14 protein-coding genes are annotated in these 12,743 nt (G+C 74.0%); 9 read left to right on the top strand and 5 right to left on the bottom strand.

Translation table 11 applies throughout. The features are described from left to right. Positions 1-28 precede the first annotated feature (28 nt). On the bottom strand, positions 29-238 hold the full coding sequence (locus H7X46_RS19115; RefSeq protein ID WP_186360704.1) for a hypothetical protein: 210 nt from the start codon (positions 236-238) through the stop codon (positions 29-31). A 12-nt stretch (positions 239-250) separates the two neighbouring features. Continuing rightward, positions 251-661, bottom strand: coding sequence for a VOC family protein (locus H7X46_RS19110; RefSeq protein ID WP_186360703.1), 411 nt, complete (start codon positions 659-661; stop codon positions 251-253). A 64-nt stretch (positions 662-725) separates the two neighbouring features. Here H7X46_RS19110 and H7X46_RS19105 point away from each other — a divergent pair, with 64 nt between their 5' ends. Beyond that, positions 726-1,343 carry a helix-turn-helix transcriptional regulator gene (locus H7X46_RS19105; protein WP_186360702.1) on the top strand — a complete coding sequence of 206 codons (618 nt, stop codon included), beginning with the start codon at positions 726-728 and terminating at the stop codon, positions 1,341-1,343. A gap of 61 nt (positions 1,344-1,404) precedes the next feature. On the opposite strand, the gene H7X46_RS19100 is transcribed toward H7X46_RS19105, so the two are convergent. Beyond that, positions 1,405-1,920: a DinB family protein gene (locus H7X46_RS19100; RefSeq protein WP_186360701.1), complete on the bottom strand. Its 516-nt coding sequence runs from the start codon at positions 1,918-1,920 to the stop codon at positions 1,405-1,407. A gap of 351 nt (positions 1,921-2,271) precedes the next feature. Between H7X46_RS19100 and H7X46_RS19095 the strand changes: the two genes are divergently transcribed. From H7X46_RS19095 to H7X46_RS19085, 3 genes are all read left to right on the top strand, one after another. Further along, entirely contained in the window at positions 2,272-2,715 is a 444-nt protein-coding gene (locus tag H7X46_RS19095; RefSeq protein ID WP_186360700.1) for a DUF6153 family protein, read from the top strand. Between the two features lie 66 nt (positions 2,716-2,781). Then, complete coding sequence (locus H7X46_RS19090) at positions 2,782-3,405, top strand: DUF305 domain-containing protein (protein ID WP_186360699.1); 624 nt, start codon at positions 2,782-2,784, stop codon at positions 3,403-3,405. 141 nt (positions 3,406-3,546) lie between these two features. Further along, positions 3,547-4,614: an isopenicillin N synthase family dioxygenase gene (locus H7X46_RS19085; RefSeq protein WP_370588854.1), complete on the top strand. Its 1,068-nt coding sequence runs from the start codon at positions 3,547-3,549 to the stop codon at positions 4,612-4,614. Position 4,615: 1 nt separating this feature from the next. Here H7X46_RS19085 and H7X46_RS19080 read toward each other — a convergent pair whose 3' ends face one another. Together H7X46_RS19080 and hutH are read right to left on the bottom strand one after the other, a co-directional pair. Continuing rightward, positions 4,616-4,963, bottom strand: a complete 348-nt coding sequence (locus H7X46_RS19080) for a TfoX/Sxy family protein (protein WP_186360698.1) — start codon at positions 4,961-4,963, stop codon at positions 4,616-4,618. A 41-nt stretch (positions 4,964-5,004) separates the two neighbouring features. Then, positions 5,005-6,555, bottom strand: a complete 1,551-nt coding sequence (gene hutH, locus H7X46_RS19075; protein WP_186360697.1) for a histidine ammonia-lyase — start codon at positions 6,553-6,555, stop codon at positions 5,005-5,007. A gap of 264 nt (positions 6,556-6,819) precedes the next feature. Between hutH and H7X46_RS19070 the strand changes: the two genes are divergently transcribed. The 5 genes from H7X46_RS19070 (at position 6,820) to H7X46_RS19050 (ending at position 12,720) form a co-directional block, all read left to right on the top strand. Continuing rightward, a complete protein-coding gene (locus H7X46_RS19070) occupies positions 6,820-7,575 on the top strand; it encodes an SDR family oxidoreductase (RefSeq protein WP_186360696.1) in 756 nt (251 codons plus the stop codon). Positions 7,576-7,618: 43 nt separating this feature from the next. Next, positions 7,619-8,329, top strand: a complete 711-nt coding sequence (locus H7X46_RS19065; RefSeq protein WP_186360695.1) for a TetR/AcrR family transcriptional regulator — start codon at positions 7,619-7,621, stop codon at positions 8,327-8,329. A 123-nt stretch (positions 8,330-8,452) separates the two neighbouring features. Further along, positions 8,453-9,706, top strand: coding sequence for an alpha-hydroxy-acid oxidizing protein (locus tag H7X46_RS19060; protein WP_186362766.1), 1,254 nt, complete (start codon positions 8,453-8,455; stop codon positions 9,704-9,706). Positions 9,707-9,799: 93 nt separating this feature from the next. Further along, positions 9,800-10,969, top strand: a complete 1,170-nt coding sequence (locus tag H7X46_RS19055) for an LLM class flavin-dependent oxidoreductase (RefSeq protein ID WP_186360694.1) — start codon at positions 9,800-9,802, stop codon at positions 10,967-10,969. Positions 10,970-11,061: 92 nt separating this feature from the next. After that, the gene (locus H7X46_RS19050; protein ID WP_186360693.1) at positions 11,062-12,720 is read left to right on the top strand and encodes a sigma-54-dependent Fis family transcriptional regulator; all 1,659 of its coding nucleotides are present in this window, start codon (positions 11,062-11,064) and stop codon (positions 12,718-12,720) included. Positions 12,721-12,743: the final 23 nt, after the last annotated feature.

Raw genomic sequence — 12,743 nt, 5'->3', positions numbered from 1 at the left:
CGACGTCGTAGCCGATGCGACGGCCGGGTCAGGCGTGCACCGCGGTGAAAGAGTCGCGGACGGTGGCGGTGTCCACGATCCCCACTCCCTCCGGGCCGTGATACGCACCGGCCGACCAGGGCAGGGTGGCCGGGGTCTGCCAGGAGATGTCCCGGTCGAACGCGGCGAGGACCGCGGGGATGTCCCTGCGGGCGAACGCGGCGTAGACCGACTTCACGACGTCGACGTTGCTGGACATGGCTGTTCCTCACTAGGGGTGGTGCTCGCGCCAGAACAGCTCGAGCTGGAAATCGTCGGGGTCGCGCAGGCAGAGCACGGCTCCGTACTGCTTGTCGACGGGTGAGCTGTACGCGATACCGAGCTCGTCGAGCACCGCCGCCCACACGTCGAGGTCGGCCCTGGTGGCGACCCGGAAGGCCACGTGGTCGGCACCGGTGCGGGCAGGGTCGGCCTGCTCGCCGGCGTTGGCGTGGTGCTGCTGGAGGCACAGCACCATCCCGCTGGGCCGGTGCAGCAGCACGTACTCGTCGAACCGCTCGTCGGCGATCGACTCGAACCGCTCGAAACCGAACACGTCGGCGTAGAACGTGGCGCTGCGGTCGCGGTCGGTGACCGACAGCGATACATGCGACCAGCCCGACAACTCCGGATGTTCCACCATCGGAATACTCCTCTCAGGAGTGTCGTAGCCATACGATACTCCTGAGAGGAGTATTTTCAAGCGGGTGAGCGATGCCCGGACCTCGACCTCGTACGCCGTGCTGTCCCTGCTCGGGGTGCGTCCCTGGAGCGCCTACGAGCTGGCCCAGCAGATGAACCGGAGCGTGGCCTGGTACTGGCCGAAGGCACAGAGCCTCGTCTATGCCGAGTGCAAGAAGCTCGCCCGGGACGGCCTGGCCGCCACTCACCGTGAGCACCAGGGCCGAAGGTCGCGCACCGTCTACACCATCACCGCTGCCGGCCGAGCGGCACTGCGGGACTGGCTGGACGAGCCCACGGCCGGCCCGCGGTTGGAGTTCGAGGCGATGCTGCAGGTCGCCTTCGCCGACCACGGCAGCCGCGCGCAGCTCGTCGAGACCCTCGCGGCCATCCGGGCCGAGGCCGACGCCCGCCGCGACGTCGCCCGGGCGCAGGCTCGCGACTACGCAGAAACCGGTGGACCGTTCCCCGACCGGCTTCCGGTGATCGCGCTGACCGGCAAGTTCCTCCTCGAGTACGCCGAGCTCGTCGCCCGCTGGGCGGAATGGGTCGAGCACGCGGTCACCGGGTGGGACGACCTCGAGGGCGGAGCCGCGGTGCCCGAGGGGGCCTTCGAACCCGGCCGGTGGCCCGGGCATCCGTGAGCCGCGACCGCCAGGCACCACGACGAGTGCCGGACACGGGCCGGCAGCCGTCGGATCGGCGTCATCGGCACCCGCGCATGTCCGGGGCGGTCGGGCGGGTGTCGTGGAGCTGCTCCGAGAGGATGTCGCCGTGGCCGGCGTGGCGGGCGAACTCCTGGATCATGAGAAGAAGGACCCAGCGCAGGCTGACCGGGCCGAGGACGGGGTCGTCCCGGGTCTCGTCGAGGTCGATGCCCGCAGCGATCGTTCGTGCGCGGTCGCCGGCGCGTGCGAACTCGGCGATGACGTCGGTGAGCGTCTCGTCGTCCCGGACGACGAAGCTCGCTTCGCCGACCATGTCTCCGTCGCACTCCGACTCCGGTAGCCCGGCGAGGATGTGCTGGAACCACTTCCGCTCGGCGAACGCGGCGTGCTTGATCAGTCCGATCGGCGTGGTCAGCGACGGAACCAACCGACGCCTGCACTCCTGTTCGGACAGGCCGGCCACCGTGTCGATCAACTCGGCGCGGGCGTGGTCGAGCACGTACTCGAGCAGTCGGCGCTCGCGGCCGTCGGTGACGGAGTTCGGAACCTTCATGCGGCATCGTTCCTTTCGGGTGGGGCCGGGTGTGGTGGAGGGCGTGCCGGTCATGCGCCGGGTCGCTCGTCGCTACCGGCCGATCGGACGGCGACACCGGTTCGCGACGGGTGGGCCGAGGAGCTCGCCGGGACAGCGGGGTCGGCTCGAGGAGAAGGCGCCGCACGCCAAGACGCGGTGGGCGCGACGGCCGGGCCGGAAGAAGGCGGCCGGTGCCCAGCTTGCCACCGGCCGACGAGCGTGTCGACGGGCTTCGCTCGCGGGACCGGGCTCCGCGGTGGAGCGCAAGGCCGACCCACCGGGAGGCGGCGGGCGCGACGCTCACCGCACCACCGGTAGGGTGGCCGCTCGATGAACGGGCGACACGGACTGCGGCTGGTACTTCTGGTGCTGCCCGTCCTGCTCGGCCTCATCGGGATGCACGCGCTCATCGCCCCGGCGGCGCCGTCGCCACCGGCGGATCCCGGCCACACCGCGGCCGGGCACGCGGTTCACCGGTCCACCGACCACGGGGCTCACCGGCCCGACCGGCCGGTCACGGCGTCCCCGGTCACGACCGGCCATGAGCAGCCGCCGGCCGGCCACGGCGATCACGATGCCGCTCACCTGCTGCACCTGTGCCTGGCGGTGCTGGCCGCCGCCGGGCTCGCGCTGGTCTCGGCGTGGCTCTTCCTCGGCCGGCTCGCGCTCCCGAGCTCGGCCGCCCCGGCCCGGCACCGGGGTCGCGGCATCCCCGCGGCGCGACCACCGCCCGTCCCGCGACGACTCGCCCAGCTCTGCGTGCTGCGGACGTGATCGGCCCCCGGCGCTTCCCGGCGCCGGACCGGTCCGAACACGTTCCGACACAGGAGCACGAACCACATGAAGATCCAGAACGTGGCGGTGGCCGCCACGACGCTCACTGCTGCCCTCGTCCTGACCGCCTGCGGTGGTGGGGAACCCGCCGGCAGCGCGGGTCCGGCGCCCGTACCCACCAGCGCCGCCGCGCCCGCGCACAACCAGGCCGACATCGCCTTCGCACAGGGCATGATCCCGCACCACCAGCAGGCCGTGGAGATGGCGGAGCTGGCCGCCGACCGCGCCGGGAGCGACGACGTCCGCCGGCTCGCGACCGCGATCGGGCGGGCCCAGGCCCCGGAGATCGCGCGGATGCGTGGCTTCCTCGCCGCCTGGGGAGCCCCCGAGTCCGGCGGCATGCCGGGGATGGACCACGGGAGCACGGGCCACGGCACCGCCCACGGCGCCGGCCACCGAGGTATGGCCGGGATGATGACCGACGAGCAGCTACGCGGGCTCGAGCAGGCCCGCGGCGCCGGCTTCGACCGCATGTTCCTCGAGATGATGATCCGGCATCACGAGGGTGCCGTGCAGATGGCACGGGCCGAGCTCGCCGACGGGACCAACGCCGAGGCGAAGGCCCTGGCCCGGCAGGTCGTCGACGCCCAGCAGGCGGAGATCACCGAGATGCGCGAACTCCTCGGATGAGAACCGGCCGCACCGGGCCGGCGCCGTACGGTCGCCCGCACCACCGCCGGCGCGGCCGGGGAGATCGGCGGTCCGGCCCGGTGCGGGCGGCGGTGGGTGGGTCCGGCCGGTTCGCCGCGGTAGGTTCGGCCCGGAGTGATCGTGCTGCGACCGAGACGGCGGGCGGACATGGCCGAGGACCTGGCTGACGTGAACACGACGACCGCGCTGCCGGTCCTCGACCTCTCCGAGCTCGACCGTGACCCGGGCACCGCGGCCCGGTTCCGCGACGCGCTCCGTGCCGCCACCCACGAGACCGGGTTCTTCTACCTCGTCGGCCACGGCATCCCCGACGACGTCGTCCGGGGCGCGTTCGCCGAGGCCGAACGCTTCTTCGCGCTCCCGGACGCCGACAAGCTCCAGGTCGAGATGCTGCGCAGCCCGCACTTCCGCGGCTACACCCGGACGGGCGGCGAGCTCACCCAGGGACGCGTCGACTGGCGCGAGCAGATCGACATCGCCGCCGAGCGGGCCACCTGCGACGACCCGGCGGCGCCTGCCTACATGCGGCTGGAGGGGCCGAACCTCTGGCCCGCGGCGCAGCCGGACCTGCGACGGGTGTTCCTGGACTGGGAGCGTCGCTGCTCGGAGGTGGCGATGCGCCTGATGCGGGCCTGGGCGGTCGCCCTGGGCAGCCCGGCGGAGGTGTTCGACGGCATGTTCGGGAACCGCCCGTCGACCCTGATCAAGCTGGTCCGCTACCCGGGCCGGGAGGACCGCGGGCAGGGCGTCGGGGCCCACAAGGATCCCGGGATCCTGACCCTGCTGATGATCGAGGCGGGCAAGGGCGGCCTGCAGATCGAGCACGACGCGACCTGGATCGACGCGCCTGCCGTCCCCGGCGCCTTCGTCGTCAACATCGGCGAGCTGATGGAGTACGCCACGAACGGCTACCTCAAGGCCACCGTCCACCGGGTCGTCTCGCCGCCGCCGGACGAGGTACGGATGTCGATCCCGTTCTTCTTCAACCCGGCACTGGACTCCACGGTTCCGCGCATCGAGCTCCCCGCCGGCCTGGCGAGCCGGGCCCGCGGAGTCACGACCGACCCGGACAACGTCATCTCCGGGACCTTCGGCGACAACCTCCTCAAGGCCCGCCTGCGCGCCCACCCCGACGTCGCCGCCGTGCACCACGCCGACCTCGTGGGCGCCGACGCGCCGACGGGGTGACTCAGCGTCGGCCCCGTGCCGCGGCCCGGTTGTGGGCCAGCGCGACGTCGAGCCAGAAGGACAGGCCGTCCGCGGTGCCGACGGCCCGGGCGGACACCGAGATCCAGCCCGGCCCCATGGACCGGCCGGCACCCATCTCGGCCTGCTCCGCTCCGGGGCGGGCGAGCAGCTCGTCGTGCCGGGCCGCGGGGACGCGGACCAGCAGGTCGCCGTCCTTCAGGGCGCTGACGACCATCTTCTCGTCGACCATGAAGGCGCGGCCGCCGAACATCGCCACCTCGCGGGTCGACGGCTCGCCCGCGAGGAGGTCACGCAGGCGGGCGACCAGAGCGGATTGCGGTGCGGTCATGTCGTCCCCCTGTGCCTCGACCCGGACGGCGAGCTTATCGCTCACTCCAGCGGCCCGGCCGCCTCGACGACCGCCCCAGACCGGACGAGCTCCAGTACCGCATCGATCTCCGGCGCCAGGTGCCGGTCCGGACCCGGCCCCGGCACGCGGGACCGGACGAGGTCGCGCACGGCGCGCGTCCGCGGGGCGGGGGACAGCGGCGCGCGCAGGTCCAGCGCCCGGGCCGCGGTGAGCACCTCGACCGCCAGCACCCGGGCCAGCCCGTCGAGTGCCCGCCGCAGCTTGCGGCCGGCCGACCAGCCCATCGAGACGTGGTCCTCCTGCATCGCGCTGGACGGGATGGAGTCGACCGAGGCGGGCACGGCCAGCCGCCGCAGCTCGGCGACGATCCCCGCCTGCGTGTACTGGGCGATCATGTACCCGGAGTCGACGCCCGGGTCGTCGGCCAGGAACGGCGGGAGCCCGGAGCTGCGGCCGGTGTCGAGCATCCGGTCGGTCCGCCGCTCCGACATCGAGGCCACGTCGGCCACCGGGACGGCGAGGAAGTCCAGCGCGTACCCGACCGGCGCCCCGTGGAAGTTGCCGTTCGACGCGACCCGGCCGTCCGGGGCGACGACCGGGTTGTCGATCGCCGCGGCGAGCTCCCGGCCGGCGACGAGGTCGGTGTGCGCGAGCGTGTCCCGGGCCGCGCCGTGGACCTGGGGTGCGCAGCGCAGCGAGTAGGCGTCCTGCACGCGGGTGCAGTCGGGGCCGCGGTGGCTGGCGACGATCTCCGACCCGTCGAGCAGGGCGCGCAGGTTCGCCGCCGACCGGGCCTGGCCCGGGTGCGGGCGCATGGCCTGCAGGTCCTCGGCGAACACCCGGTCGGTGCCGAGCAGGGCCTCCACGCTCATCGCCGCGGCGACGTCGGCGACCCGCAGCAGCCCGTGCAGGTCGTGCCCGGCGAGGACCAGCATGCCGAGCATCCCGTCGGTGCCGTTGATGAGCCCCAGCCCCTCCTTCTCGGCCAGCGTCACCGGTGCCAGCCCGGCCTCGGCGAGCGCGGGCCCGGCGTCGCGGAGCCGGCCGGACGCGTCGCGCACCTGGCCCTCGCCGATCAGCGCGAGCGCGCAGTGCGCCAGCGGCGCCAGGTCGCCCGAGCAGCCGAGGCTGCCGAACTCGTGCACCACCGGGGTGAGGCCGTGGTCGAGCAGGGCGGCGTAGGCGAGCGCGGTCCCGGCGCGCACCCCGGTGTGCCCGGTGGCCAGGGTGGAGAGCCGCAGCAGCATCAACGCGCGGACGACCTCGCGCTCGACCTCCGGCCCGGACCCGGCGGCGTGGCTGCGGACCAGGCTCAGCTGCAGCGCGGCCCGCCGCTCGGCCGGGATGTGCCGGGTGGCGAGCGCACCGAAGCCGGTCGAGATGCCGTAGTACGGGTCCTCGGCCCGGGCCAGGCGTTCGACGGTCTCGCGGCCCCGGGCGATCGCCGCCAGCGCGCCGTCGGTGAGCCGCACCCCGGCGCCGCCGCGGGCGACCGCCACCACCTGTGCGGCGGTGACCGGGCCGGGGCCGATCTCGACGGTGCCGGTGCGGGCGTCGCAGCCGGTCGTCACGATGTCGTTCCACCAGTCATGCCCGCATCTCTACCCTCGCGCCGATCCCCACCCAACGGACGCGGCGCGGATCCGTCTCGGATTCGAGAGCTCCCCGGCGACGGCCGTCCGCGCCTCGTCGAGCGGGACCCCCGGTGAGCACGCTGATCCACGGGCTCACCCGGCTCCCGGTCCGTCTCTGAGCCCGCCCGAGGTCGCGTTCGACCGGAGACGTCTGTAGCGTTGATACAGCACGCTATACCAACGATCTACTGGAGTTCCGGGATGACCGCGCACACGCTGCAGGGCAAGAACGTTCTCGTGACCGGCGGGGGGAAGAACCTCGGCGGCCTGATCAGCCGGCAGGTGGCCCAGGCCGGCGCCAACGTCGCCGTCCACTACAACTCCGAGTCCTCGCGGCCCGACGCCGAGCAGACCCTCAAGGCGATCGAGGCCGAGGGGCGCGAGGGCGTCCTGCTCGCCGGCGACCTGACCGTCCCGGCGAACGTCGAGACCCTGTTCGCCGAGGCCGCGGGCACGCTCGGGCCGATCGACGTCGCCGTCAACACCGTCGGCAAGGTGCTCCGCAAGCCGATCGTGGAGACCACCGAGGACGAGTACGACGCGATGTTCGACATCAACTCCAAGGCGGCCTACTTCTTCCTCAAGGAGGCCGGTCGCTCGCTCGCCGACGGCGGCAAAGTGATCACCATCGTCACCTCGCTGCTGGCCGCGTTCACCGACGGCTACTCCACCTACGCCGGGGGCAAGTCGCCGGTCGAGCACTTCACGCGGGCCGCGGCCAAGGAGTTCGCCGACCGCGGGATCTCGGTCACCGCGATCGGTCCCGGGCCGATGGACACCCCGTTCTTCTACCCGCAGGAGACGCCCGAGCGGGTCGAGTTCCACAAGTCGATGGCGATGGGGAACCAGCTCACCCGGATCGAGGACATCGCCCCGATCGTGCGGTTCCTGGCCACCGAGGGCTGGTGGATCACCGGCCAGACGATCTTCGCCAACGGCGGTTACACCACCCGCTGACCGGCACGGCCGGGCACCGTCGCCGCACGGCTACGGTGATCGCGTGGTCGACCAGGACTCCGGTACCACCCGTGACCGTCTGCTCCGGGCCGCCGCGGACCTCATCGCGGCCTCGCCGGGGGAGACGGTGTCGCTGCGCGCCGTCTGCGACGCGGCCGGCGTCCGGCTGCCGACGCTGTACCACTTCTTCGGGAGCAAGGAAGGGCTGGTCGAGGCCGTCGTCGAGCACGGCTTCGACCGGTACCTGGCCGCGAAGGAGGCCCACGAGAGCAGCGGCGACCCGATCCAGGACATCCGGGCGGGCTGGGACGCCCACGTCGCCTTCGGCCTCGCCCATCCGGGGTTCTACGCGCTGATGTACGGGCAGGTCACCCCCGGCCGGCGGCCGAAGGCGCAGGACCGGCCCGCCGAGATCCTGCTCGGGCTCACCCGCGAGGCCGGGCGGCGCGGCCGGCTCGTCGTCACCCCGGAGCGGGCCGCCGCACACGTCCTGGCGGCCAACATCGGGGTCACGCTCCGGCAGATCATCGTCGCCGAGCCCGATCCCGGCCTCTCCGCGGACGTGCGGGAGGCGACCCTGGACGCGATCACCGGGCGGGCCGGCCGCTCCCGTGACGACGACGGGCCGGGCGTGGCGGAGGCGGCCGCCGCCCTGCTCTCCGGCCTGCCCGACGACAACCCGGTCCTCGGCGCGCCGGAGACGGTGCTGCTCAAGAAGTGGCTCGCCGCGCTCACCCGCCCCGCGCATTGCTGATCTCCCGCCGCTCGCGCGACGCGGCTGCGCTCTCCGGATCGCGTGAGCATCGCCGGGAACGGTGAGCGTCCGCGAGGCGCGGCCCCGGGCCGGTGGCGCGGCCGTAGGGTGGTGCGGGTGGCGATGACGGCACCGGGCCGGGCCCGGCAGGAGCGGATCTACCGGGACGGCGTGGCCGGCGCCCGCCCACGCGTCCCCACCGGCCCGGACGAGCTGGAACGCCGCGGCCGGCGCGCGCTGAGCCGCCGCGCGGACGCCTACGTGACCGGGGGAGCGGGAGCCGGGACGACGCTGCGTGCGAACCGGGAGGCGTTCGCCCGCAGGGAGATCGTGCCGCGGATCCTGCGCGACGTCGCCGAGCGGGACCTGTCCGTCGAGCTGTTCGGGCGACGGCTGCCCGCCCCGTTGCTGCTCGCCCCGATCGGCGCCCTCGACCTGGTCCGGCGCGGCGCCGACACCGCGGTGGCCCGGGCGGCCGCGGCGACCGGCGTCCCGATGGTGATCTCCAACCAGGCCGGCGCGCCGATGGAGGAGGTCGCCGCGGCCGCCGGGCCGGCCTGGTTCCAGCTCTACTGGTCCACCTCGGACGAACTGGTGGACAGCTTCCTCGCCCGGGCCGAGGCGGCCGGGTGCGAGGCCGTCGTCGTCACCCTCGACACGACGATGCTCGGCTGGCGCCCGCAGGACCTCGACCTCGGGCACCTGCCGTTCGCCCGCGGCATCGGCATCGCCCAGTACACCTCGGACCCGGTGTTCCGGCGCCTGGTCGACGAGACCCTCGCCCGGCCCCGCACCGGGCCGCCCCCGAGGGTCACGCCGCAGGCGGTGCGGACGCTGCTCGAGATCACCCGCAACGCACCGGGCGGGTTCCTGGAGAACCTGCGCTCCCCGGTCCCGCGGGCCGCGGTCGAGACGTTCCTGCGGGTCTACTCCCGGCCGCAGCTGTCCTGGGGCGACCTGGCGGGCCTGCGGGAGCGGACCCGGCTGCCGATCGTCGTCAAGGGTGTGCTGCACCCCGACGACGCCCGCCGGGCCGCCGACGCCGGGGCCGACGGCGTCGTCGTCTCCAACCACGGCGGCCGGCAGGTCGACCACGCCGTGGCGTCGCTGGACGCCCTGCCCGGCGTCGTCGAGGCGGTGGGGGACCGGCTGGCGGTGCTGCTCGACAGCGGGGTGCGGACCGGCGCGGACGTCGCGACCGCGGTCCGGCTCGGTGCCCGGGCGGTCCTGCTCGGGCGGCCGTACGTGCACGGGCTCGCCCTCGACGGCGCCCGCGGTGTCGCGCAGGTCGTGCAGAACGTCGTCGCCGAGCTCGACCTCGTCTGCGGGCTCGCGGGGGCCCGGTTTCCGGCCGGGATCGAGCTGCGCGAACGCTGAGACCGGGCCGCTGTCCACTTTCCGCACACCTCCGCGGACGTGACGCGGGTCATGCTGGCGCTCCGGACTTCAGCGCGCCCAGGAGGGACCCCCGTGACCCGACTCCGCTTCGGCACCTTCCTCGCCCCGTTCCACAAGCCGGGCCAGAACCCGACCCTGGCCCTGCAGCGCGACCTCGAGCTGATGGAACACATGGACCGGCTCGGGTACGACGAGGCCTGGATCGGCGAGCACCACTCCGCGGGATCGGAGATCATCGCTTCGCCGGAGATCTTCATCGCCGCGGCGGCGGAGCGGACCCGGCACATGCGCTTCGGCACCGGCGTCACCTCGATCGCGTACCACAATCCACTGTGGGTGGCCGACCGGATGGTGATGCTGGACCACCTGACCCGGGGCCGGACGATGCTGGGCTGCGGGCCCGGCTCGCTGCCGACGGACTCGGCGATGATCGGGTTGAACCCGACCGACACCCGCGAGCTGCTCGAGGTGAACCTCGACATCATCATGCGGCTGCTCCGCGGTGAGGTGGTCAACGCCGAGACCCGCACGCACACGCTGATCGACGCGCAGCTGCAGCTCGCGCCCTACAGCGACCCGTGCTTCGACGTCGCCGTGGCGGCGGTCGCCTCGCCGACCGGGCCGCGGATGGCCGGGCAGCACGGGGTCGGGCTGCTCTCGATCGGGGCCACGCTCACCCAGGACGGGTTCGACGCGCTGGCCCACCACTGGAACGTCGTCGAGGAGCGCGCCGCGCACCACGGCCGGCCCGCCCCCGACCGCAGCTCGTGGCGGCTGGTCGGGCTGATGCACGTCGCCGAGACCCGCGAGCAGGCCTACCGGGACGTGGAGTACGGCATCGAGCACTGGTTCCGGTACTTCCAGAAGGTGGCGGCGTTCCCGCAGATGGCGGTCGAGGGCGGCGACGTCAAGGAGATGATCGACTTCATCAACGAGGCAGGGGTCGGGGCGATCGGCACCGTCGACGACGCGCGGGCCCAGGTGCAGCGGCTCGTCGACCAGTCCGGCGGGTTCGGTGCGTTCCTGCTGCTCGGCCACGAGTGGGCCAACCCCGCGGCGACGAAGCGGTCCCTGGAGCTGATCGCGCAGTACGTGATGCCCGAGTTCCAGGGGCAGGCCGCCGGCACCCTCGCCGCGAAGGAGCGGGCGTCGTCGGCCCGGGACGCGCACGCCAAGACCCAGCTCGACGCCGTCGAGGAGATGACCAAGCGCTACGAACGGGAGAAGTCGGCCGGGGCCTGATCCTGCGCCGGGGCCGGATCCTCGCCGCCGAGGAGGATCCGCCCTGGCGGGCCGGCCACCGCTGCGGTCAGGATGTGGCGGGAGGTGGGTCGATGACGACCAGGAGCCCCTGGGAGCGCTTCCAGGCCGGTGAGGAACCGCGTGACCTGCGCGGTGACGTGCTGACGTCCTGGCGGCGCTCCCGGATCAGCGGCGTGGACCCCGAGCACGTCGACGTGCCCTACGTCGAGACCGAGCTCGACACCGCGTTCGCCCGCGTCGCCGTCCCGATCATGAGCGGGATGGCGGACCTGCTCGTCGGCGACAGTTCCTGCCTCGCGCTGGCCGACGAGCGCGGCAGCGTCATCTGGCGCTGGGTCTCCGAGCCGATGCTGCGCGACACCCTCGACGACCTGTCGGTGATCGAGGGTTTCTGCTTCGACGAGGAGTTCGTCGGCACCAACGGCCTCGGCACCTCGCTGGAGACCGGCACGCTCGCGGTCGTCCGCGGGGACGAGCACTACGTGCAGCGCTTCCACGACGTCACCTGCGTCGCCGCGCCCGTCCGGCACCCGGTCACCCGCCGCACGGTCGGCGCCGTCAACGTCACCTGCCGGGTGGCCGACACCAGCTCGCTGCTCACCGTCGTCGTGCGCAAGCTGGTCGAGGAGATCCACGCGGCACTGCTGGAGCACGCGACCCTGCGGGAACGGCGGCTGCTCGATGCCTTCCTCGACGCCCAGCGCCGGTCCGGCGGGCCGATCGCCGTCGTCGGGGACGGCGTGTTGATCACCAATGCGGCGGCGGGCGGCCTCGGGCTCGACCGGCTGGACCTGTGGGACGAGGTGCGTTCCTGCCGGACGGACGGTACGACGATCGGCCTGCCCGACGACCTCACCGCGCGGGTCGAGCTGGTCCGTGCCGCCGGGACGACCGCGGGCGCGCTGCTCACGGTCAGCGGGCCGGCGGCCACGGCCCCCGCCGTGCGCCGCGCGCCCGCGGCCGATCCCTGGTCGGCGGCGACCACCCGGGCCGCCGACCTCGCCGCGGCCGGTCCGGTGCTCGTGCGCGGCGAGGCCGGCACCGGCAAGGCCACCGTGCTGGCGGACGCGCTCGGCCCGTCCACCGTGCTGGACGCCGCGACGCACGGCGTGGACGGGGCCGCGGCGTGGACGGGTCGGCTCCGGGACGCCGTGCGCGACGGCAGCCCGCTGGTGCTGCGGCACGTGGAGCTGCTGGACCCGGCCGCGGCGCGCACCGTCGCCGCCGTCCTCACCGGACCGGCGGCGCGGCCACCGCTCGGGCTCACCGCCACCGTCCCCGACGGTGGGTCCCCGGGCCCGTCCGTCCCGGTACTCTGCGACGCCCTCGGCGCCGCCACGGTCACGCTGCCGGCCCTGCGCAGCCGGCCCGACGACGTCGTCCGGTTCGCCCGGGCGGTGCTCCGGGACCGGGGCGGCGGGCTCGCGTTCGCCCCGGACGCGCTCGCGGTGCTGCGGCGTCACCGCTGGCCGGGCAACCTCGCCGAGCTCACCCGGGTGGTCGCCGACGCCGCCGCGGACGCGACCGGCCCGGTGGTGACGGCGGCGGCGCTGCCCGCCGACGTCCGTGCCGCCGCGACCCGGCGCACCCTGACCCCGCTCGAACGGGCCGAGGCCCAGGTCATCGAGACCACGCTGCAGGCACACGGGGGCAACAAGTCCACCGCCGCACGCGAGCTCGGCATCTCCCGCACCGCGCTCTACTCCAAGATCCGCAGCTACCGCATCTGAACACCCACGAGATCGGGATCAAT

Source organism: Pseudonocardia sp. C8, from assembly GCF_014267175.1.
Classification (GTDB): domain Bacteria; phylum Actinomycetota; class Actinomycetes; order Mycobacteriales; family Pseudonocardiaceae; genus Pseudonocardia.
This window is presented reverse-complemented; position numbering and strand designations above follow the sequence as displayed.